The 21,268-nt window shown below is 69.3% G+C and carries 19 protein-coding genes; 12 read left to right on the top strand and 7 right to left on the bottom strand.

The window, feature by feature from the left end:
- Positions 1-169: 169 nt before the first annotated feature.
- Entirely contained in the window at positions 170-1,039 is an 870-nt protein-coding gene (locus ABD841_RS34600) for a carbohydrate ABC transporter permease (protein WP_344980608.1), read from the bottom strand.
- 23 nt (positions 1,040-1,062) lie between these two features.
- Positions 1,063-1,905, bottom strand: coding sequence for a carbohydrate ABC transporter permease (locus ABD841_RS34595; protein WP_344980606.1), 843 nt, complete (start codon positions 1,903-1,905; stop codon positions 1,063-1,065).
- A 344-nt stretch (positions 1,906-2,249) separates the two neighbouring features.
- Here ABD841_RS34595 and ABD841_RS34590 point away from each other — a divergent pair, with 344 nt between their 5' ends.
- The 3 genes from ABD841_RS34590 (at position 2,250) to ABD841_RS34580 (ending at position 7,333) form a co-directional block, all read left to right on the top strand.
- Positions 2,250-4,931, top strand: coding sequence for a fibronectin type III domain-containing protein (locus ABD841_RS34590; RefSeq protein ID WP_344980604.1), 2,682 nt, complete (start codon positions 2,250-2,252; stop codon positions 4,929-4,931).
- 267 nt (positions 4,932-5,198) lie between these two features.
- Positions 5,199-6,527 (top strand): alpha-galactosidase, encoded by a 1,329-nt coding sequence (gene melA, locus ABD841_RS34585; RefSeq protein ID WP_344980602.1) that lies wholly within the window; start codon positions 5,199-5,201, stop codon positions 6,525-6,527.
- Positions 6,527-7,333 (top strand): DeoR/GlpR family DNA-binding transcription regulator, encoded by an 807-nt coding sequence (locus ABD841_RS34580; protein ID WP_344980600.1) that lies wholly within the window; start codon positions 6,527-6,529, stop codon positions 7,331-7,333. Before melA ends, ABD841_RS34580 begins: the two co-directional genes overlap by 1 nt.
- Positions 7,334-7,701: 368 nt before the next feature.
- Here the strand turns inward: ABD841_RS34580 and ABD841_RS34575 are convergent, their stop codons facing one another.
- Positions 7,702-8,103, bottom strand: a complete 402-nt coding sequence (locus tag ABD841_RS34575) for a hypothetical protein (protein WP_344980598.1) — start codon at positions 8,101-8,103, stop codon at positions 7,702-7,704.
- 498 nt (positions 8,104-8,601) lie between these two features.
- Between ABD841_RS34575 and ABD841_RS34570 the strand changes: the two genes are divergently transcribed.
- The 3 genes from ABD841_RS34570 (at position 8,602) to ABD841_RS40980 (ending at position 10,188) form a co-directional block, all read left to right on the top strand.
- Positions 8,602-9,357 (top strand): SDR family oxidoreductase, encoded by a 756-nt coding sequence (locus ABD841_RS34570; RefSeq protein ID WP_344980596.1) that lies wholly within the window; start codon positions 8,602-8,604, stop codon positions 9,355-9,357.
- 52 nt (positions 9,358-9,409) lie between these two features.
- Positions 9,410-9,847: a cupin domain-containing protein gene (locus tag ABD841_RS34565; RefSeq protein WP_344980594.1), complete on the top strand. Its 438-nt coding sequence runs from the start codon at positions 9,410-9,412 to the stop codon at positions 9,845-9,847.
- A 155-nt stretch (positions 9,848-10,002) separates the two neighbouring features.
- Positions 10,003-10,188 (top strand): transposase, encoded by a 186-nt coding sequence (locus ABD841_RS40980; RefSeq protein WP_425582089.1) that lies wholly within the window; start codon positions 10,003-10,005, stop codon positions 10,186-10,188.
- A gap of 286 nt (positions 10,189-10,474) precedes the next feature.
- Here ABD841_RS40980 and ABD841_RS34560 read toward each other — a convergent pair whose 3' ends face one another.
- Positions 10,475-10,966 carry an FBP domain-containing protein gene (locus ABD841_RS34560; protein ID WP_344980592.1) on the bottom strand — a complete coding sequence of 164 codons (492 nt, stop codon included), beginning with the start codon at positions 10,964-10,966 and terminating at the stop codon, positions 10,475-10,477.
- Between the two features lie 71 nt (positions 10,967-11,037).
- Between ABD841_RS34560 and ABD841_RS34555 the strand changes: the two genes are divergently transcribed.
- The 4 genes from ABD841_RS34555 (at position 11,038) to ABD841_RS34540 (ending at position 15,405) form a co-directional block, all read left to right on the top strand.
- The gene (locus ABD841_RS34555; protein ID WP_344980590.1) at positions 11,038-11,607 is read left to right on the top strand and encodes a TetR/AcrR family transcriptional regulator; all 570 of its coding nucleotides are present in this window, start codon (positions 11,038-11,040) and stop codon (positions 11,605-11,607) included.
- Positions 11,608-11,694: 87 nt separating this feature from the next.
- Positions 11,695-12,882 (top strand): GDSL-type esterase/lipase family protein, encoded by a 1,188-nt coding sequence (locus ABD841_RS34550; protein ID WP_344980588.1) that lies wholly within the window; start codon positions 11,695-11,697, stop codon positions 12,880-12,882.
- A 400-nt stretch (positions 12,883-13,282) separates the two neighbouring features.
- Positions 13,283-14,488: an NAD(P)/FAD-dependent oxidoreductase gene (locus tag ABD841_RS34545; RefSeq protein WP_344980586.1), complete on the top strand. Its 1,206-nt coding sequence runs from the start codon at positions 13,283-13,285 to the stop codon at positions 14,486-14,488.
- Positions 14,485-15,405: an RNA polymerase sigma-70 factor gene (locus tag ABD841_RS34540; protein ID WP_344980584.1), complete on the top strand. Its 921-nt coding sequence runs from the start codon at positions 14,485-14,487 to the stop codon at positions 15,403-15,405. Before ABD841_RS34545 ends, ABD841_RS34540 begins: the two co-directional genes overlap by 4 nt.
- A gap of 115 nt (positions 15,406-15,520) precedes the next feature.
- Here the strand turns inward: ABD841_RS34540 and ABD841_RS34535 are convergent, their stop codons facing one another.
- From ABD841_RS34535 to ABD841_RS34525, 3 genes are all read right to left on the bottom strand, one after another.
- Positions 15,521-17,425: a cellulase family glycosylhydrolase gene (locus ABD841_RS34535; protein ID WP_344980582.1), complete on the bottom strand. Its 1,905-nt coding sequence runs from the start codon at positions 17,423-17,425 to the stop codon at positions 15,521-15,523.
- A 115-nt stretch (positions 17,426-17,540) separates the two neighbouring features.
- Entirely contained in the window at positions 17,541-17,924 is a 384-nt protein-coding gene (locus ABD841_RS34530) for a hypothetical protein (RefSeq protein WP_344980580.1), read from the bottom strand.
- A gap of 216 nt (positions 17,925-18,140) precedes the next feature.
- On the bottom strand, positions 18,141-19,148 hold the full coding sequence (locus ABD841_RS34525; protein ID WP_344980578.1) for a DUF4352 domain-containing protein: 1,008 nt from the start codon (positions 19,146-19,148) through the stop codon (positions 18,141-18,143).
- A 516-nt stretch (positions 19,149-19,664) separates the two neighbouring features.
- Between ABD841_RS34525 and ABD841_RS34520 the strand changes: the two genes are divergently transcribed.
- Positions 19,665-20,519: a hypothetical protein gene (locus ABD841_RS34520; RefSeq protein ID WP_344980576.1), complete on the top strand. Its 855-nt coding sequence runs from the start codon at positions 19,665-19,667 to the stop codon at positions 20,517-20,519.
- 460 nt (positions 20,520-20,979) lie between these two features.
- Positions 20,980-21,268: protein kinase (locus ABD841_RS34515; RefSeq protein WP_344980574.1), on the top strand; the 289-nt coding region annotated here is incomplete at its 3' end.

Below are 21,268 nucleotides of genomic sequence, written 5' to 3'. Positions count from 1 at the left end.
TGCGCCGTGCCGCCGTCGCCTCTCGGCGGAGGTCCGTACGGCGACGATCGAGGTCGGCAACGGGGCGGCGTCGGCAACGGGGCGGCGACCACCGCCGGCGAGGTCGGCAACGGGGCGGCGACCACCGCCGGCTTCCCGGCCACCGCCGGCTGGACCACCGCGGGCGCCGTCATTTCATGCCGGAGAAGTTCATGGACTGCACCAGCCGCTTGCCGAGGAAGATGAGCAGGAGGAGCACCGGGAGGATGGACAGGACCGATCCGGCCATGAGCCCGGTCCAGTCCGGTGCCGTGTTCGGGGACTGCTGGAGGAACACGCCCAGGCCGACGGTGAGGACACGGGTGCTCTCGTCCTTCCCTACCAGCAACGGCCACAGGTAGTCCTTCCAGCTCCACACGATGGTGGTCAGCCCGATGGTGACCAGCGGGCCCCGGCTCATGGGGAGCACGATCCTCCAGAACATCCCCCACCGGCTGATGCCTTCGAGCGTCGCGGCCTCCTCCACGTCCCTGGGGATGGACAGGAAGAACTGGCGCAGGAAGAAGACCGCGAACGGCGTCATCAACAGGCTGGGGAGGACCATGCCCGGGATGGTGTTCAGGATCCCCAGCTGCTTGACCAGGACGAAGTTCGGCAGGAGCGTGAAGATCGGCGGCACCATCAGCGCGGCGACGATGATTCCGAACATCAGGTCCCTGCCCGGGAAACGCAGCCGGGCGAAGGCGTAGCCCGCCATGGCGCAGCAGAAGGTCTGCACGACGGCGATCAGCCCGCTGTAGATCAGCGAGTTCATCGTGTACAGCAGGAAATTGATCTGCGCGCCCGACCCGCCCGCGGCTCTGGCCTGTTCGGGGTCGACCAGACCCAGGACCCGCGTGAAGTTGATCAATGTGGGGTTCTGCGGCCACAGCGCGGTCGAGTCGCGGTAGAGGTCGGCCGCGGGAGTGAGGGCCGTACGGACCATCCAGTAGAAGGGGAAGATGGTGAGCGCGACCGCGGCGATGAGGGCGAACCAGGCGGCGCCTCTGCCGATCTTCATTCCGGAGAACATCCGAAGGCTCCTTAGCCCAGGTCCGAGCGCGACGCGCGCAGCATCCGCATCTGCACGGCCGTCAGCACGCCGAGGATGACCACGAGGACCATCGCCACGGCGGCGGCGTATCCCATGTGGAAGTAGGTGAAGGCCTGCTGGTAGATGTAGTAGTAGATGACACGGGTCTCCGGGATGGGCGCCTTGCCGCCGTACACGACCGCGACCGTGTCGAAGATCTGGAACGAGCCGATCAACGACACCACCAGCACCAGCGCCAGGATCGGCCGCAGGAGCGGCAGAGTGATCGATCGGAACATCCGCACTTCGCCCGCGCCGTCGATCGCTGCGCCCTCGTACAGATGCTGCGGTATCTGCAGCATCCCGGCGTAGAGCAGCAGCGCGGTGTAGCCGGTGTAGGCCCAGCTGTTGACCAGGGCCACCAGGGGCATCGCCCAGGTCGGGGAGTTGAACGACAGGGTCGTGTCGAGTCCGGCCAGGCCGAGGAGGTGGTTGACGAATCCGAGGTCGGGGTCCAGCAGCCACGCCCACAACAAGCCGATCGTCACGTTCGGCACCAACCAGGGAACCAGCAGCGCCGCACGCAGCACGACCGACCGGGTCAGCCGGTGCATCAACGCCGCCAGCCCCAGCGCGACCACCGTCTGCGAGACGATGTTCACGACCACGTAGTAGCCCGTGACCTTCAGCGCGTTCCAGAACTGTTCGTCGTCGACCAGCTGCTTGTAGTTGTCGGTGCCCACGTACGACGGATCGTTGAGCAGGCTGTAGTCCGTGAACGAGTACCACACGCCCCGGATCGTCGGGTAGGCGTAGAAGACGACGAAACCGACGATCACCGGCAGCAGGAACAACCACCCGACCAGCCGATCGTCCCGCCGTCTCCGTGGACCGCCTCCGCGGCCGGGAAGCCCCGAATGCTGGTCGGTCCCGGCATCGGGTCGTGTCCCAACCGCGTGCATGCGCGCTCCTTATCGGCAGCCACTCACCGGCGTTCCACGGCCGGCCATCGGTTAATAATGATGTGGGCTAGCGATAGTTTGTCAAGAGCTAATCATATGTATCTCGGTGAGGGGCGCGAGCCGACGGGCTTGCGATAGCGAAAATCAGATCTGGCGTAAGCGAAACCTTCGTGTTTGTATTCCGTTACGTCCAGGTTTCGCTGTGACAACCTCCCCCCACCTTCACCGAGGCTCCCATGAAGATCAGACGTTGGTTCGCCTCCCTCGCCGCCGTGACGACCCTGCTGACAGGCTGGGCGGTCCCCGCCGCGGCCGCCCCCGCCGGCCCGCCTCCGCGGCCGCCCGCCGGCCCGCCGCCGGACACCACGCTGACCACCCACACCTACGCCTACGCCGACACGCCGGTGGGGCAGCCGCTGAAGGGATTCGCCCCCTACCTGTTCCCCGGCGACGACTACGGCGCCAAGTATCCGGGCGGGGTCCTGTGGAGCTACTTCGCCCTCAACGAGATCATGAAGGACCCCGCCGACTGCGACACCTTCGACTGGACGATCTTCGAGAAGGCCCTGGACGAGGCCGCCGTCTGGGGCCGCCAGCTGGCCTTCCGCTTCTACGTCGAGTATCCGGGCGGCTCGGGATCCCACCCCGGCAACGGCATCCCGCCCTGCCTCAACGGCAAGACGGCCCTGCGCACCAACGGATTCTGGGGCACCGTCAGCCCCGACTACGACGACCCCGACGTCGTCGCCGCGTTCGTCAACTTCATCAACGCCTTCGCCGCCCGTTACGACAGGTCGGGGCCGGGAGGCACGGCCGACCCCCGGATCGGGTTCATGTCCCTGGGCCTGGTCGGGCTGTGGGGTGAATGGCACACCTGGCCGTACGACCGGGACACCGCCGACGGCCATCCCGACCTGATGCCGACCGACACCACCATCCGCACCCTCGTCAACGCGTACGACACCGCGTTCGACAACGTCCAGCTCGAAGTCCGCTACCCGGGCCTGGCGGGCACCCAGACGGCGGACATCGGCTTCCACGACGACTCCTGGCCCTACAAGGAGTGGCGCGGCGGCCAGCTCAAGAGCATGACGCTGCCCAGGTCCCTGAACGGCTGGGACGACGCGTTCACCCAGATCATGTTGGACAACGGTACGGAGAACCGCTGGACCACCCAGTCGATCGGCGGGGAGGCCCGGCCGGAGATCCAGGGCAGCCTGTACGCCAACTGGCCGGGCGGCGGCGGCCAGGTCGACGACGTGCTCGCCGCCACCGAGCTCACCCACATCAGCTGGATGATCAACCAGACGGGGGCGACCGGCTACAGCGTCACCGACCCGAAGGTCGCCGCGGGCGTCCGGAAGATGGGCTACAACCTGCACATCCCGCAGGCCAACTTCAACGCGAGCGCCGGCGGCACGTTCAAGGTCGGCGTCACCGTCCAGAACGACGGGGTGGCGCCGTTCTACTACCCGTGGAAGTTCGTCCTCGGGCTGCGCGACTCCGGCGGAAACGTGGTCAAGACCTGGGACACCGACTGGGACATCCGTACCGTCCAGCCGCTCAAGATCCGCGCCTTCCCTGACTGGAACGTCGGCGCGGACCCGACCTACCTCGACTACGGCCGCCCGGTGAACTTCTCGGCGAACCTCAACGCCGCGGGCGTGCCCGCCGGGAGCTACCAGCTCGTACTGCGTGTACGGAACCCGCTGGAGGCCGTCACGCAGGACGTGCTGCGCAACCGTCCGGCGTCCGTACGGCTCACCGACTGGACCATCGACAGGTGGCGTCCGGCCTATCCGCTGTCGTTCGCCAACGCCAACCAGGGCGCCGACGGCTGGGTCAACCTGGGCTCGGTCAGCACCACGGGCACCTGCGGTGGCGACTGCACGGCGCCGTCCACCCCGGCCGGCCTGACCGTCACCGGGCGCACCGACACCAGCGTCTCGCTGTCGTGGTCCGCCTCGGCCGACACCGGCGGCAGCGGGCTGCGCGGCTACAACGTCTACCGGTCGGGGACGAAGGTCACCGCGACACCGGTCACCGGTACCTCGTTCACCGACACCGGGTTGTCCGCGGGACGCACCTACCAGTACACGGTCGAGGCGGTCGACAACGCCGGCAACGTCTCGGGCCGGTCCGCCGCGGTGAGCGCCACCACGACCGGATGCTCCGGAGACTGCGCCGCGCCCACCGCGCCCACGCTGACCTCGACGGGCAAGACCGCCACCTCGGTGTCGCTGTCGTGGAGCGGGGCCACCGACAACGTCGGGGTCACCGGCTACGAGGTCTACCGGGGCGCCACGAAAGTCGCCTCGCCCACCGGCACCTCGTACACCGACGAGGGCCTGAGCCCGTCGACGAGTTACGGCTACACGGTCAAGGCCAAGGACGCGGCGGGGAACCTCTCGCCGTCGAGCAACACGGTCACCGTCGTCACGGACGAGGCGTCGGGCGGCACCGGTCTGGTGCTGGACGACTTCGACGGCAACCCGGCGTACCCGTCCAGCGCGCGGAACGACCTGGGCAAATGGACGGGGGCCAACTGTTTCCTGGACGGCGGCGGCTCCGGGGTGCTCACCGGCGGCGCGCTGAGCCTGCGCTACGACAACTGCGGCTGGTTCGGCAGCGACGTCGGAGCGGACCTGACCTCGAAGACCCACCTGGTGATCCGCGTCAAGGGCGCCACGGGCGGTGAACAGGCCCACTTCAACCTGGGTCTGGGCGGAGCGACCAAGGTGTTCGCCGACTACACCCTCGACGGCGGGGCGCACCCGACGATCACCACCGCCTACAAGGACGTCAGGATCCCGATGGCCGCCAACGGGATCAGCCGCACCTCCCCGGGCCAGCTCGCCATGGGCTTCTGGTACGGCGGATCCTCCACCATCACCATCGACGAGATCCGGTTCGAATAGGAGCGAGCCGATCCGACGACGACCACCGTCCCGGGTTTCGCGTATGAAGCCCGGGACGGCGGCCGTCGCCCCCATCTCCGACGTGGACCCGCTCGTCACCGGCCCTTCGGCGGATCGCCGCACCCTCGACCTGCTCCGTGACCAGGGTCTGCGAACCGAAGCGGTCGCACCATGACCACGGCGCGTCACAGGTCGGTCGCCAGTGCGGTGAAGGGAGCTGCCCACCCTCCTTCTGAAGGGTAAGCTCCTGTCCTCAGGAGGTTTCGGATGACAAAGGTCGTCATCACCGGGGCTGGCAACGTCGAACTCACTCGGAAGATCCTCTCGGATCTCTTCTCCTGCGCGGAACTCGCCGGTGCGCTCCACGTCGCGCTGCACGACGTGGATCCCGGACGGCTCGCCACGGCGCAGGCGCTCGCCTCCAGACTCGACTCCGAGACGGGCGCACGCGCCCGCGTCGACGGCGGCGAGGACAGGCGGCCGCTGCTCGACGGGGCGGACTTTGTCATCTGCCAGTTCGACATCGGCGGCTACGACGCGGTGCTGCGCGACTTCGAGATTCCCCGCCGGTACGGCCTGCGGCAGACGCTGGGAGACACCATCGGCGTCGGCGGCATCTTCCGCGCCCTGCGGACCATACCCGAACTGGTCGGCCTGGCCGGGGACATGGCCGAGCTGTGCCCCGACGCCTGGCTGCTGAACTACACCGATCCGATGGCCACACTGTGCTGGGCGGTCCGCGCGGGCACGCCGCTCCGCAACGTCGCCGGACTGTGCTACTCGGTCCGTGACACCCACGCCCTCCTGGCCGACCTGGTCGGCCGCGAGCTGGAGGAGATCGCCTTCCGCACGGCCGGAGTGAACCACCAGTCCTTCGTGCTGCGCTTCGAAAGCGAAGGGCGCTCGCTCTACCCCGAGCTCGACCTGCTCATGGAGAGCGATCAGGAGCTGCGCGGCCACGTCCGCAGCGAGATCTACCGTCGTTTCGGCTACTTCCCCACGGAGTCGAGCGAGCACGCCGCCGAGTACGTGCCGTGGTTCCTCCCGCACGACAAGGAGGTCGTACGGCTCGGCCTGCCGGTGGACGAGTCCCTGCGGCGGAGCGCGCGCAAGCTCGACTCGTACGAGCGGCTTCGCGGCTCGCTGGCCTCCGGCGAACCGCTGCTCGCCAGGTGGAAGCACTTCGAGGTGGCATCCGAGGTGATCCACTCCATGGTCACCGGGACATCCCGCGAGGTCTATCTGACATTGCCGAACGCCGGGCTCATCGACAACCTCCCCGCCGAGGCATGTGTGGAGGTGCCGGCCATCGTCGACGGATCCGGCGTCCACCCGCTGCCGATCGGGTCGCTGCCCGTCCAACTGGCCGCGTTGAACCGGACGTTTCTCAATGTGGTAGAGCTGACAGTGACCGCGGCCCTCGAGGAACAACGATCGGCGGTGTACCAGGCGGCCATGCTCGACCCCAACACCTCGGCCACCCTGCCCGTGTCGGCCATCGACGACCTGTGCGACGAGCTCATCGACGCGCACCGGACGCTGCTGCCCGCGGGCATCGTACGAGGCAGGCGGACCATGTCAGGCAGGGCGAGCTGATGGCGGACGCGGCGGCGGCACCGGACATCGCCGTGGACACCCGGCGAGAACGCATCGTCTCCATGGTGCTGGAGCACGAGTTCGTCCGCGTCACGGATCTGGCCGAGATCTTCGGCGTCACCAGCGTCACGATCCGCGCCGACCTGGAGCTCCTCGACAAGCAGGGAGCCATCCGTCGCGTCCGCGGCGGCGCGATCCCGGCGAAGCCGTCCCGGCCGGCCGAGCCGTCCTTCGAGGTCTCGCTCGGCAGCGCGGCGCTGGAGAAGACCCGTCTGGCCCGGCACGCGGCCGGCCTGGTGACCAGCGGGGAGAGCCTGATCATCGACGCCGGCACCACCACGACCTTCCTCGCCCGCGCCCTCGTCGCCCGCGCCGACCTGACCGACGTCGTCGTCTTCACCAACAGCCTCCGGGTGGCCGTCGAGCTGGAGCCGGCCATACCGCGTATCACCGTGCTGATCACCGGTGGGACGCTACGGCCTGTCACTCACGCGCTCGTCGACCCACTCGGCGCGCCCATGCTCGAACGGATCCACGCCGACACGCTCTTCCTCGGCTGCCACGGCGTCCACCTGAGGTCCGGCGTCACCGGCCTCAACCTCCTGGAAGCCGAGATGAAGCGCAAGATGATCGGGGCCTCCCGGCGGCACATGGTACTCGCCGACTCCTCCAAGCTGGGCCGGACGGGGCTCGCGCCCGTCTGTGCCCTCGCCGAGGTGGATCTCCTGATCACCGGCGGGGAGGCCGACCCCGAGATCGTCGCCAACCTGCGCGAGGACGGTACGCCGGTGGATCTCGTGGACTAGCTCCTTCCGCCGGCGGAAGTGATCGTCGCGCTCGCCGTCGGATCAGCGCTCCGCGGGACACCCGACAAGACGTCGACCGCGGTTCGACGGCGGCGTCGCAGAAGGTAGCTGTCCATGATCCAGCCCTTCCGCGCGCGGGCCTCCGCTCGCGCCCCCTTGACCTTCTCGGACACCTCGGCGACAGGATCGGCGATGACGATCTCGTCGGGAGTCCCGACGCAGGCGCCAGCCAAGGACAGGGTTACCGGCCAAGGCAGGACAGCCTGGCGGCCTGTGACAGCTCTACGAGAAGCACAGCTCCTGATTCGTATCCCGACGCCGCGTTGTCACAGATCGGAACGCTGCCCTGTCTTTCACGCAGGAGGAACTCACAGAGCGACAGGAGCGAGCCCTTGCCACCCGCCAGCACCGAGTGCCGGATCCGAGTCCGGATGAGCGCTCGTCCCACCGACGAGCCGCACCGCGTCGCGAGCCCGCTCGAACTTCTGTTCGACCTCACCTTCGTGGTCGCGGTCGCGGCCGTCACCGCCCAGCTCGCCCACACCATCGCCGACGGTCACGCCCTGACCGGGCTGGTCCCGTTCCTCCAGGAACAGGCGCGACCGCAGGCCCGTGAAGACCGCCGCGGCCTGTTCGAGATCTTCCGGCTCGCCTGGTTCAGGAGCCGTCACTGCCATCGCCTCCTGCTGCGCCGGTGTCCCTGTCCCGGACCGCCACCTGCTGTTCACCTCCGTGCGCAGCTCGGGCAGAGCGACCGTGCGCGCCGACATGGATGTCACAAATCACGCCGCTACCCGGTCGTCCTTCCCGGAAGCACTTTCGTCGATGCGGTCGAAGGAGCAACATACACTCGCCGGGGAAGAGGGGCGCCGCGTCGGTCCTGGTCAGCGGAGCTCGCCACGATGGACTCCGAGGACAGCCGGCGACAGCACGCGGCGGACACCCTCAACTGCCGGCGTCATTGAGGGACACCCGGGTGAAGGTGGCGCCCCGGAGGCTCACGCGCCCGGAGCGTGCCCCCCGGTGAGGCCCTGCTCGCGGAAGCCGGTCATGGACATCACGCTGCGGCCGGCTCCGGGCGATCTGCCGCCGGTTCGTTATCGTCGCAGGTCAGCGGGTACGTTCAGGGTGGGAATCTTGATCGTTGCCGATGGCTTCGTCCGCGGCCCGAAAAGAATTCCGCGGTAGCTGTCACAAGCCCGGAGGCTGCCCTGTCTTAGCTGGCGACCGGTTGGCAACGGTGCCCCGGTGAACGGAAAGGGTCTGCCATGAAGATCGTCGTAATCGGCGGAACCGGCCTGATCGGGTCGAAGCTGGTGGCGAAGCTGGGGGAGCACGGCCACGAGGCGGTGGCGGCGTCGCCGAATACCGGCGTCAACACCATCACCGGCGAAGGGCTGGCCGAGGTGCTGGCCGGCGCGCAGGTGGTGATCGATGTGTCGAACTCCCCGTCGTTCGAGGACGCCGCGGTGCTGGAGTTCTTCGAGACCTCCACCCGCAATCTGCTCGCCGCGGAGGCGGCGGCCGGCGTCGGTCACCACGTCGCGTTGTCGGTGGTGGGAACGGAGCGGATGCCTGAGAACGGCTACTTCCGGGCGAAGATCGTCCAGGAGCGGCTGATCGAGAAGTCGTCGATCCCGTTCTCGCTCGTGCACGCGACCCAGTTCTTCGAGTTCGTCCGGAGCATCGCCGACGGGGCCACGGACGGCGACACGGTGCGGGTGGCGCCCGTGCTCTTCCAGCCCATCGCCGGTGATGAGGTCGCGCAGGCGGTCGGCAGGGTCGCGGTGGGCTCGCCCTTGAACGGCAGGATCGAGATCGCCGGGCCCGAGCAGTTCCGGATGGACGAGTTCTTCCGCGACGTGCTGGGCGGTTGGGATGATCCGCGTCGGGTGGTCACCGATGTGCACGCGCACTACTTCGACAGTGAGCTGGGCGAGCGGACGCTGGTGCCGGGTGACGGCGCCACCCTCGGCCGGATTCGCTACCGCGACTGGTCCGGCCGGAACGCCGCCGGAAAGTAGCGCGTCCTCGCCCCGGGCTCCATCGCCCTCAGGTTACGAAAGGTGGTTCGCCATGCCCGACGACGACCCGGCGGTCACCGGGCCCAAGCCGCGATCGACCGCGTGGCAGACGGCGCTGACCATGCTGCAGGAGGCCGTACCGCCGTTCATCCCGCAGGGAGCGCACGCGATGACCGTGGTGATCGAGTTCCCGCCCGGTGACCCTGGCACGCCGCCGCACCGGCACTCCGGACCGGCGTTCGGCTTCGTGCTGGAAGGCGAGATGCTGCTGGAGGTGGAAGGCGAGCCGGAGCGGGTCGTGCGCGCCGGGCAGGCGTTCTGGGAGCCGGGTGGCGACGTCATCCACTACCAGGACGGCAACAACCGCGAGGACATCCCGCTGCGGTTCACCGTCACGATGCTGTGCGAGCCGGGTAAGCCGATGCTCACCCTGGTGGACGAGGAAGAGCTCGCCCAGCGCAGGGAACGCCGCGCCCCGCGCCCGTCCTGAGCGAGGACGGACTGCTCGCACCACGCGAAGGGCGCGGCATTCTGCGGACGGCGGCCTTGGGTGACGCCACATCGCGCTGACCGGTATTGAAAATCCAGCCTTCCATGGCGAAACGAGCGGCCCGGCTGGGGTCTGTTCCATGAGTTGATCTCTGCGTGGCTTCCCGTCGAGATGATCACAACGTGCGCGGAGATCCGGCTGATGGGCAGTGGCAGGTGCTTGAGCCGTTGCTTCCGGACACGGCCGGGCGTGGTCGTCCGGCCGGGGGGCCGAAACGACAGTCCATCAACGGGAGCGGGCGGCGAGTCCGCACCGGCGCCCCGTGGCGGGACGTGCCTTGAGCCTCCGCCCCCGGGCTGTTGCCCCTCCGAAGGGACGAGAAGGCCGGCCGGCGCGGCGGGGGTGTCCTCGGCCGGGCCCAGGCGTGTTCGAGCGAGGCCCGGTCGGTCTGCTTGATCAGCGCGAGCGGATCCGACGGGGAACCGGACACGTTCTTGATCGCCATCCTCGGAGTACGGCCGGTGCCGCCAGCGGGCAGCGCCGCCTTGCCAGACCCAGTCGGGCGGGCCGCCGCCGCAGTCGGCGGTGCGCGAAACAGCGGTCCGGACGCCGCCGGACTGTCCGGGGTCATGCGGTCACCTCGGCGATGAACGCGGCGACGTTCGTCACGGTCCGCTGGATTTTCTCCTCCAGGGTGAGCGACTCGTGGAGCCGTGCGCCGACGCCCGCGTCCTTCTTGCCCCGCACGTACAGCGAGCAGGCGAGGTCGCTGCATATGTAGGTGCCGACCGAGTTGCCCTGCTGCCCGGCTTTCCCCGCCTTCGGCGCGACCATCAGGGAGACGCCGCCGGTGTGGGCGGTCAGGCACATCGAGCACATGCCGCGCCGCGTCTGCCAGGAGGCGGGGCTGGGGCAGCGCAGCGCGAGGGCCGTCGGGCGGTCGTCCAGCGTGATGACGAGGTAGGCGCGGTCGTGGGCCTGAGGATCCCGCCAGCCGAGGTAGTCCAGGTCGTCCCAGGGCTGGTCGGCCAGGTGGCGCGGGACGGACAGGCGCTTCGCCTCGCCCTTGGTGCAGTTCACGAACGCGGCGCGGATCTCCCGCTCACTCAGTGGCTTCATGAAGGGCAGGCTATTTTGCCTAAAAGTGTTAGGCAAATGCATAATCGGTTATGGAAGATGGGGGGAAGGGCATGGCACGCGTAGGACTGACCACGGAACGCCTGGTCCGGGCGGGGGCGGAGCTGGCCGACGAGGTCGGCTTCGACCAGGTGACCGTCTCGGCGCTCGCCAGGCGGTTCGATGTCAAGGTCGCGAGTCTCTACTCGCACGTGAAGAACTCCCATGACCTCAAGACCAGGATCGCCCTGCTCGCCCTGGAGGAACTCGCCGACCGGGGCGCCGCCGCGTTGGCCGGGCGGGCCGCCAAGGACGCCCTGACCGCCCTGGCGAACGTCTACCGCGACTACGCCCGGGAGCATCCCGGCCGCTATGCCGCGGCCCAGTTCAGGCTTGACTCGGAGGCGGCGGCCGCCAGTGCCGGCGGCAGGCACGCACAGATGACGCGGGCGATCCTGCGCGGCTACGACCTGACGGGGCCGGACCAGACGCACGCGGTCCGGCTGCTGGGCAGCGTCTTCCACGGCTACGTCAGCCTGGAGATGGGGGGAGGGTTCAGTCACAGCGCCCCCGACACGCAGGAAACCTGGTCGCGGATCCTGGACGCTCTCGACGCCCTGCTGCGGAACTGGCCCGTGCCCTGACCTGGGCGCACCTGCCGGAGGCCGTCAGCCGCGCGACGCATCGGCGAATCCGAACAATCCACACGTTTCTCTCGACAGGCTGTGACAATGCACACCATCAGGCATGACTGGATCACCACGCCCATCACCGCGGACATTCTGCGCGGCGCCCTCGACCTGGAGCACACCGCCCACGGGGTGCTGCCGCACCGGTTGCCCGCCCGGGCCCGCGCCCAGTGCGCCGACGGACAACTCGCCATGGCGGAAACCCAGCCCTCCGGCGTACGGCTGGTCTTCCGGACCCGGGCCACCGCCGTCGAACTGGACACACTGCCCACCAAGCGGGTCTACGTGGGCGCCCCACCCCGCCCGGACGGCGTGTACGACCTGCTCGTCGACGGCCGTCCGGCCGGCCGGGCGAGCGTGACCGGCGGCAACATCCTGACCGTCGACATGGCCACTGGGACCGCCGAGAACCGGCCCGGCCCGACCGGCACCCTCCGCTTCACCGGCCTGCCCGACGGCGTCAAGGACGTCGAGATCTGGCTGCCGCACAACGAGACCACCGAACTCGTCGCCCTGCGCACCGACGCCCCCGTCGAGCCCGCACCGGACCGGGGCCGCAAAGTGTGGCTGCACCACGGCAGTTCGATCAGTCACGGCTCCGACGCCGCGAGCCCCACCACCACCTGGCCCGCGCTCGCCGCCTCCCGCGGCGGCGTGGAACTGATCAACCTGGGCCTGGGCGGCAGCGCCCTGCTCGACCCGTTCACCGCCCGCGCCATCCGGGACACCCCCGCCGACCTGATCAGCCTCAAGATCGGCATCAACCTGGTCAACACCGACCTGATGCGCCTGCGCGCCTTCACCCCCGCCGTCCATGGCTTCCTCGACACCATCCGCGAAGGCCACCCCACCGCGCCGCTACTGGTCGTCTCGCCCATCCTGTGCCCCATCCACGAAGACACGCCCGGTCCCGGCGCCCTGGACCTCGCCGCCCTCAGCACCGGACGACTGCGCTTCCGGGCCACGGGTGATCCGGCGGAGCGCGCGAGCGGGAAACTGACCCTGGGCGTCATCCGGGACGAACTGGCCCGGATCGTGGAGCAGCGGGCGGACGAGGACCCGAACCTGCACTACCTCGACGGCCGTGACCTCTATGGCCAGGCCGACTTCGCCGAGCTGCCGCTGCCTGACCGACTCCACCCGGACGCCGCCACCCACCGCCGCATCGGCGAACGCTTCGCCGAACTGGCCTTCACCGCCGGCGGCCCCTTCACAGACCGCAGCGCCTGACACGGGACCGTGGGCGACCGGGAAGACCAGGCGGGGGCGCCGCCGGTCGTCACCGGTCGAAGTCGCTGCTGAGGTAGCCGTGGAACAGGGAGAACGGGCTTTATCGCGTCCGCTGCTCTTCGCGGGGAAACAGGTGGTGCGCGACCACGTGGCCCGTGAAGTCGCTGCCCCTGACCGTGAATCGGCTCATGTCCCAGCGCCGCCCCCTGTCCGGACTGATCAGCCCGTCGCCGACATGGCCGGCATCGCACGCGTCTCCCGTGTCGTCGTCAGCGGGGACACCCGCAAGGCCGGGGAGCGCCCTCACGCCGACTGTGACGCGTGTCACACCGATCTCATGTCACGGACAGGCAGGCAGCTTGCATCTCGTGGTCGTCAGCACGAGGAGAGAGGTACGACGATGAGCACACGGCACGGAGCCGGCACGGCGGCCACGCACCGCGTTCTGGTTCTGGGGGCGGGGTACGCGGGCATGGCCGCGGCGATCCAGCTCGCGGCTCGGGTCAAGCGGCGCGAGGACGTGCAGGTGACCCTGGTGAATCCCCAGGAGCGGTTCACCGAGCGGTTGCGGCTGCACATCTCGGCGACCGGGCGGCAACTCGCCGAGATGAACATCCCGGAGCTGCTGGAGGGCACGGGTGCGCAGTTCGTGCGCGGCTGGGTGACGGCGGTGGACGCGGACGCGAAGACCGTGCGGATCGACGACGACCGGGTGCTGCACTACGACACGCTGGTGTACGGGCTGGGCAGCGTGGCCGACACGGCGGCGGTGCCGGGTGTGGAGGACCACGCGTACACCCTCGACAGCGTCCAGGACGCCGAGTTGCTGGCCGACCGGCTGGCCCGGCTCGGCCGCGGCACGGTCGTGGTCGGTGGCAGCGGGTTGACCGGCGTCGAGTCGGCCGCGGAGATCGCCGAGCGGTACCCGGAGCTGAACGTCGTGCTGCTGGGCCGACAGGAACCCGGTGCGGCCATGAACCCCGGGGCGAAGGCGTATCTGCAGGCCGCGCTCGAACGCCTGGGTGTCCGGGTGCGCGGCGGGGTCGAGGTGGTGAAGGTGCTGCCCGACGCGGTCGAGCTGGCGGGCGGGGAGATCGTCGCCGCCGATGTCGTCCTGTGGACGACAGGTACGCGGGTGCCGCCGCTGGCCGCCGCCGCCGGTCTGACCGTCGACGAGCGCGGCCGCATCGTCACCGACGCCGCGCTGCGGTCGGTGTCGCATCCGGATGTGTACGCCGTGGGCGACGCGGCCGCGATCCGCCAGGGCTACGGCGTCATGCACGGCACCTGCCAGGGCGGCATGCCGACCGGGGTGCATGCCGCGGTGTCGATCGTCCGCGCGCTGAACGGCAAACAGCCCAAGCCGTTTCGCTTCGGCTACTACCACACACCGGTGAGCCTGGGACGGCATGATGCGGTCGTTCAGTTCACCCACCCCGACGACAGCCCCCGACGGGTGTATCTGACCGGTCGCCTGGCGGCACGGTATAAGGAGACGGTGACCGCTTCGCCCTGGCCGACCTACGACCGCATGAAGAAGGCGCCGGCCTCGGGCGCGTTCTGGCCCCGCGGCGGCCGCTTCACCCGTGTTCGGGGGGTGCGGTGACCCACCCGTCCACGGACCGCGACCAGCAGGTGTTCAACCAGCATCGCAACCTGCTGTTCTCGGTGGCCTACCGCGTCCTCGGCACCGTGGCCGACGCGGAGGACGCGGTCCAGGACGCCTGGATCAAATGGTCGGCCGCCGACCGTTCGCAGGTGGCCGACCCCAAGGCATATCTGGCGCGGATCGTGTCGAACCTGGCGATGGAACGGCTGCGGTCCACTCGGCACCAGCGCGAAACCTACGTGGGGCCGTGGCTTCCGGAGCCCATTCTCACCAGTGGCGACACCGCCGACGACATCACGAACGCCGAGTCGGTGTCGATGGCGATGCTGGTGGTGCTGGAGACCCTGAGCCCGCTGGAGCGCGCGGTGTTCGTGCTGAAGGAGGTCTTCGGCTTCAGCCATGCCGAAATCGCGGAGGCGGTGGAGCGTACCGAGGCCGCGGTGCGCCAGGCCGCGCACCGTGCTCGCGAGCATGTGCGGGCCCGGCGGCCACGCTTCACCGCGGACCGGTCGCGGCAGCGCGACGTCACCGAGCGGTTCCTCGCCGCCGCGACCGGGGGTGACATCAACACCCTCATGGAACTGGTGTCTCCGGACGTCACACTGTGGACCGACGGCGGCGGCAAGGTCCGCCAGGCCCTGCGTCCGGTCGTGGGCGCGCAAACGGTGGCCGCCTGGTTCGCGGCCATCGGCAAGGTCGCCTACCAGGGCGTCGAGCCCGCCGACATGAACACCGAACTCGTCGAGATCAACGGTGGTCCGGGCATGGTGTTCAGCGGTTCGGGCCGCGTGATCGCCACTGTCACCTTCGACTTCGACGCCGAGGGTCGCATCGCCGCCATCCACAACATCGCCAACCCCGACAAACTCCAGGCCATCGCCGACGGAACCACCCGCGACGTCGGCACGTCCTGAGACGTGCGCGAGATCGGGGAGGCGACCTGCCGCGCAGCGCGTTCGTGCGGCACCGCGCCCGGCCGGGGTGACACCGCGAGCTCCGCATGCCGGAAGAGGAGCAGAGCGTCTGTGGTCAGCCGGGGAAGCGCTGGTTTTTCCAAGCGGCCAGTTCGGCGGCGGCGGCCGCCAGCTGGGCGGGGGTGACGGCGGGGCCGGTGGCCGCGCCGACCACCAGGGCGGCGTGCACGGTGCCCGGTGCCGCGCCGGACGGCCTCAGCAGCAGGCGGTGGGCGGTGGACGAGCCGGTCTCCGTCGCGATCGCCGCCGGTCCGGAGGTGGGCAGGCCCACGCGGGTGGCCACGTCGCCGACCACGACGGTGGTGGCGGCGGTGAAGGACGCCGGGAGGTGCAGTTCGGTCGGGGCGTCCGGGGCCGTGGCGGGTTCGCGCCAGACCAGGACGCCGAACCGCCGGTCCTTGACCAGCGCGGCGATGTTCGGCATGGAGGACGGGACGGCCAGCCAGGCCTGCTGCTGCCCGGCGCCGCCGTAGCCGGACCGGGCGAGGTCCTCGTAGGCGAAGGCCAGCACATCACCGGCGACCGCGGAGGGGTAGAGGCGGTCCAGCACCGCCTGGTCCAGCCGGACGGCCAGGGAGCCCGACGCGCCGGCGGCGACCACGGAGAAGTCCTCGTCGTTCCAGCCGTCGCCCTCGGTCTGCACCTTGGCGGGGTTGCGGTTCATCAGCTCGTGGTGCCGGCCGCTGTAGATGTCCCAATGCCACTGGGTGGAGGAGAGCACGTCTCCGCCGGCGGCGGCGTTCTGCCACCAGCTCTTCCCGGGGACCCCGGAGTCCATGGCCTGGTACATGGCCCGCACCATCCACGGCGTGCGGTCGCTGCCGTTGCCCGACAGCTTGTAGCCGAACTCCGAGACGAAAGGCGCGGTGGCCAGTGCGCGGGCCCGGTCGCGGATCTCGTTCATCGCCGCGTCGTACACCCCGTCGGAGGCCGGCGACAGGTCGAGCGTCATGCGGGCGCCGTCGTAGAAGTGGCTGTTGAAGACGTACCGGGTGCCGAGGGCGCCGACCGTGCTGAGCCCGCCCTCCTCGAAGAAGCCGGTGTTCCAGAAGACCAGGGGTTCGACGAAGGCGGGCTTGGCCGCCCACCCGGCGGCGTCCATGGCAGCGCGGAAACGCTGGTAGAAGGGCATCAAGTAGGTCTTTTCCCACTCCAGGCCGCTCTTTCCGGAAAGACCGCCGTCGAAGGGCTCGTTGAAGGGGTCGAACCCGATGATGGAGGCGAACTCCTGGTCCGACAGCCGCTGCCTGATGTGGGTCATGGCGGCCGTCGCCTGCCGCAGGAAGGCCTCCTGGACGCCGACCTCGCCCGCGGCCGTGCTGATGCGCCGATCCCGCCAGAAGTCGTAGGCGGCCTGGCGGACCGCCCCGTTGGTCTGCATGTTCTGCCCCCACAGGAAGCAGATGCCGCAGGACTCCTTGGGGTAGTTCCCGGCCTTGATCACCCATTCGGGCGCGCCGTCACCGGTGTACCAGCTGTTCTGGTTGAACAGGTACGAGGAGTACAGGTCCTGGTGGTAGTCGACCAGGACGCGGATCCCCCGGCTGGTGAACGCGCGGATCTGCTCGACCGCCTTGTCGAGGTAGGCGTGGTCGATGGTGGAGGGGGACGGCTGCACGCCCTCCCAGCTGATGAGGAAGCGGATCACGTTCGCGCCGGTGAGGTCGCGCATGGCCTGGGCCGAGCGCGCGGCGTCGGCGGTGTTACGGAACGGCAGCAACGAGTTCTCGTACAGCTTGGTGCTGCCGGACACGTTGAACCCGCGCAGCGTCACCTCCCGGCCGTCGCCGTCGCGGAAGACCCAGTTCTGCCGCTTGGCCGTGACGGTCAGCGGGGTCTGGGCCGAGACCGCGGCCGTGGCCGCGTGGTCACGAGCGTTGCCGGTTACCAGGGTGAACGCCAGGGCGGCGGCCAGAGCGGAGGCGGCCAGGCGCGCCGTGCGGGACGGTGCTGCTCGCATGAACGGAGAATAGAGTCACGCTCATGTTCTTGTTAGTGTGCGATCCGCTAGAACCGGTTCCCGTTCTTGTCCGCCGCGCACAGTCCCGTCCGCGATCACCTGCTGCGACGTACCGTCAGCCTGGCCGGCCACCGCACCGGTGGCCGGTGGAGCGATCAGGCGACGACCGGCCTGCCGTCCTTCCGGCCTGCCGTCCTTCCGGGCTGACATAGGCGAATCCGCGCTGCTCCATGCAGCGACGCACCAATTCCTCTTGCGCCGCGTACCTTGTGGCCGAGCCGGAGAACAGGCCGAGCAGCATCCCCCGCACTTCAGGGTCGTGGTTCTCGAACGGGATGGAGGCCGGGGTGTCGCCCTGCCGGGTGCCGACGGCGTCGGCGGTCGCCAGGAGGTGAACGCCGCCGGTCGCTGTCGCAAGCGCGACGGCGGCAAGGGCAACACCACCGAAGGTGATCTTTTGAAATCTCCCGCCCATCGTCGCCCCTTCTCGTTCGCTCATCGGCGACTTCGGCCTGCGCCGCGGCCACGATGCGAGCCGCCCGGGGGAGATTCCGCACGGCGAACGCCGGCCGACAGGCCGCGCGGCGGTCCATGGAGGAACGCTGCACGGCAACACCCCCTTCGATCCCACTCCGGGAAGGCGGCCGTCGTCCCCAACGGGACGGCGGCCAACCAACTCGGCGGGAAGTGGACGGCTCCCGACACCGGCCGACGGCTAAAACAGCGCCCATTCGCCCTTCTGCCAGCCGACCGCGACCCCGAACTGCAGTTTGGCGGGCGTCGCCGAGGCGGGGACTTCAAATACGATCAGGCCTTTGCGAATGTCACCGCGGTTCACGGTGATCGATCCGCCGAACGAGGTTCCCTCTGTCACTTCTGCGAGCGTCGGCTGATGCTGTCGCCCTTCGCTGTCGATCAGAGCTCCGCCGACGATCGGCGAGTCGGTGTAGACCTCCTGGCCGACGTTCTTCACGGTGAGTTCGACGGCGACGTAGCGGTTGCCGTCTTTCGGTTTCAGGAACTGGCTGCTCGGAGTCGCGTTGCCGATGAACCGGTCGAGGGTGACGGCGACTTCGACGCCGGGTTGCAGCCCCTTGACGGTGATGGTTTCACCGACCTTCGCCACCGTCGTGGTCTGCGCCTGTGCCGTCGGTGTCTGCGTGACGAAGGACGGAGTCGGCGGGGGAGTGAGCCGTAGCCCGCCGTCCTGTCCGCCGCAGACTCCGGATGCCCGCCGTTCCTGGACCAGCTGGTCGACGTTCTTGGTGCGGTACTCCTGCTGCTGGTCGGCGGGGAGTACATACCGCCACGCCTGGCCTTCGTAGGTGAAATCGAAGGTGAAGGCGGCGATCAGGCGGTTGGCGTTCACCTTCGCGCCGGTGCCGTCGACGGTGACCGAGTCGATCGTGAACCGCAGGTTCTGCGCGGCCTGCGGGCACTGCTCGAACACGCTGATGTAGTCGTCGCGTGGTATCAGGGACTGCGACTGCGCGGACCAGCGGTCCCAGAACTCACCGTAGGAGCCGGCCGAGTACAGATCGAACGCCTGCTGCGCGGCGGCGCGAGCCCCGGCCTCGGTCTGCTCCTGCGCCGGCAGGTCCACCAGGACTGCTTCCGGTGTTTCCCCGGATGATCCGGTCGAGGTGGCGGAGTCGAGCACCATAAGGGTCGCGACGACGGAAACGCCGAGCAACGCGACGACGGCCAGCGCGATGGTCGCCACGGCGAGGGCTGAGCCGCCACGGCGCTGCTGCGGTTGCGGCATCGGCTGCGGTTGCGGCATCGGCTGTCGAACCGGGTAGCGGCCGGTCGCATGGTGCGGCGGCGGTACCGGCCCATATGCCATCGGCCGTCGTGGGTAACCCTGAGGAGGCGGGTAAGGGCCGTACGGTGGCGGTTGGCGGCTGCCGGGCTGCCGCGGGTGCTGACCGTGTGGCCGCTGGCCCTGCGGGGGATACGTCACGACATCTCCGGATGGCTGGGGTGTATGTGTGACGCCTGAGCCGTGCGCCAGGGTTACCCGTGATCTGATCCGGTCGGCAACGGGCGGTTGATGAATAGGCGCTCAGCGAGCGGACGAGGTGCGGGCTGGTATCGCGTGTGCCGTCATCGGGCCGCGTACGGAGCTCGGCAGGACCTTGCCGATCCCGGACGAGTGAAGAGAGGTCCTCGAATCCTCCCCCGAGGTCATCCTCGCGGCGGATGCCGGGAAGCGTCGTCTCATAGGACTCTGGGGCGCGTGAACGACGATCTCTACCCGCGTCACCAGTGGCGTTACCTGTACGAGAACACCCTCCGCCACGGAGGTGAGAACCCCGGGCTGGCCGATGAGCTGCTGCGGTGGCTGGACGAGCATCCGGCGCACGTGACGGAGGTGCGGGAGGCGGGCCGGCCGGGAAGTCACCTGATCTCTCTGCGGACACCTCCCGAGCGGGGCTACAGCCCGCTGGAGCGGCTGTACGCGGTGAGCCGCATCCTCGACCTGCTCCTCCTGAACTACCAGGATCCCCCGGACGATCCGGCGGAGGCCCCGGACGCGTGGTACCCGCCGGTCGGTGTCTATCCCGCCTTCTGCGAGGCGCTGGGCGCGGACCGGATCGGCCGGCGGGGGTTCCACCCGTTCTTCCACGAGATCGTCGAGGTACGGCAGGCCGACGACCCCGACGAGCCGCCCTCGATCGTCGAGGAGCGCTGGCCCGGCTACATGATGGGCTCGATGCTGCTGACGCGGGCCGGAGTGGTCGTCACCGCCGGGGCGAGGCATCTGGTCGCGGGGATTGCCGACCGATCCACTCTGTACTGGACCTTCTGGCGCCGGTCACGATCCACCAACGACTGCTCGGACGGCTGGGGGAGCAACTCGCAGTGGGGCACCGACTTCCGCCGCGACTACCTGGCCGACGGCCGGCTGCACTACAACGTGGACAAGGCCCTGGACCCGGTTGACGAGGAGGAGTGGGGAGACGACGAGGAGGACCTCGACCCGGCGTCGATGATCGAGCTTGTCCGGTACCGGTGCAGCACCATCGTCGATCACGGTGATGACCAGTATCCCTACAACGATCACCATGTCGAACCGGCCCCCGCGGACTGACCCGACGTAGGCATACCGGTCCTGCCGGGAAGACGCGGAACCGGTGAAGAGGGCCTCGTCCTGGTCGTGTCCGCGAAGCGACGGTGAAATCAGGCCGAGGCGCGGTATCGGTTCCGCCTCGTCTTCTCGGCTCCTTTCCCCGCCGTCCTGCCTTCGTCCGACCTGGAACCGGTGTGGGGGACGAACGAAGGGAGATGTGACGAAGAGCCCGCCGGAGGAGGTCACCGGCAGGCCGGCCCGGACCTTCGCCCAGTGGGTACGGGAGAACGCCGCGGCCTTCGGAGCCGGACAGCGACACTCGTCCTGCAGCCGGCTGCCCGGCGGGGTGCAAGTCATGCACAAGTGCGCCCTGCGATGCTGAGCTCGCAGGAGACTTCGCAAGCGGCACCGGGTACGGTGCGTGGCCCGTTGCCCTGTGCCCGCACACTGTGGCGCCAAGCCCGTAAAGGAGAGTGTCAGTATGCCGGACCTTGCGCCCCTGCGGCCCGAGGACCCCGGGCACGTACGGGAGTACCAGCTCACCGCACGCCTCGGTGAGGGCGGCCAGGGAACGGTGTATCTCGGGGAGGCTGCGAACGGGACGAAGGTCGCGGTCAAGCTGCTCCGCGCCGACCTCACGCAGGACGCGGAGGCCATGGAGCGCTTCGTCCGCGAGGTCAGCACCACCCAGCGGGTCGCGCCGTTCTGCACCGCGGCGGTGCTGGAGACCGGGGTGGACGGGCAGCGCCCGTACATCGTCAGCGAGTACA

The organism is Streptosporangium fragile, assembly GCF_039534445.1.
Classification (GTDB): domain Bacteria; phylum Actinomycetota; class Actinomycetes; order Streptosporangiales; family Streptosporangiaceae; genus Streptosporangium; species Streptosporangium fragile.
This window is presented reverse-complemented; position numbering and strand designations above follow the sequence as displayed.

What these genes read in the sequence shown, in the direction of transcription:
- ABD841_RS34600 (WP_344980608.1), bottom strand. Translation starts at nt 1,039, where the DNA reads ATGAAGATCGGCAGAGGCGCCGCCTGGTTCGCCCTCATCGCCGCGGTC.
- ABD841_RS34590 (WP_344980604.1), top strand. Translation starts at nt 2,250, where the DNA reads ATGAAGATCAGACGTTGGTTCGCCTCCCTCGCCGCCGTGACGACCCTG.
- melA (WP_344980602.1), top strand. Translation starts at nt 5,199, where the DNA reads ATGACAAAGGTCGTCATCACCGGGGCTGGCAACGTCGAACTCACTCGG.
- ABD841_RS34580 (WP_344980600.1), top strand. Translation starts at nt 6,527, where the DNA reads ATGGCGGACGCGGCGGCGGCACCGGACATCGCCGTGGACACCCGGCGA.
- ABD841_RS34575 (WP_344980598.1), bottom strand. Translation starts at nt 8,103, where the DNA reads ATGTCGGCGCGCACGGTCGCTCTGCCCGAGCTGCGCACGGAGGTGAAC.
- ABD841_RS34570 (WP_344980596.1), top strand. Translation starts at nt 8,602, where the DNA reads ATGAAGATCGTCGTAATCGGCGGAACCGGCCTGATCGGGTCGAAGCTG.
- ABD841_RS34565 (WP_344980594.1), top strand. Translation starts at nt 9,410, where the DNA reads ATGCCCGACGACGACCCGGCGGTCACCGGGCCCAAGCCGCGATCGACC.
- ABD841_RS34560 (WP_344980592.1), bottom strand. Translation starts at nt 10,966, where the DNA reads ATGAAGCCACTGAGTGAGCGGGAGATCCGCGCCGCGTTCGTGAACTGC.
- ABD841_RS34555 (WP_344980590.1), top strand. Translation starts at nt 11,038, where the DNA reads ATGGCACGCGTAGGACTGACCACGGAACGCCTGGTCCGGGCGGGGGCG.
- ABD841_RS34550 (WP_344980588.1), top strand. Translation starts at nt 11,695, where the DNA reads ATGCACACCATCAGGCATGACTGGATCACCACGCCCATCACCGCGGAC.
- ABD841_RS34545 (WP_344980586.1), top strand. Translation starts at nt 13,283, where the DNA reads ATGAGCACACGGCACGGAGCCGGCACGGCGGCCACGCACCGCGTTCTG.
- ABD841_RS34535 (WP_344980582.1), bottom strand. Translation starts at nt 17,425, where the DNA reads ATGCGAGCAGCACCGTCCCGCACGGCGCGCCTGGCCGCCTCCGCTCTG.
- ABD841_RS34530 (WP_344980580.1), bottom strand. Translation starts at nt 17,924, where the DNA reads ATGAGCGAACGAGAAGGGGCGACGATGGGCGGGAGATTTCAAAAGATC.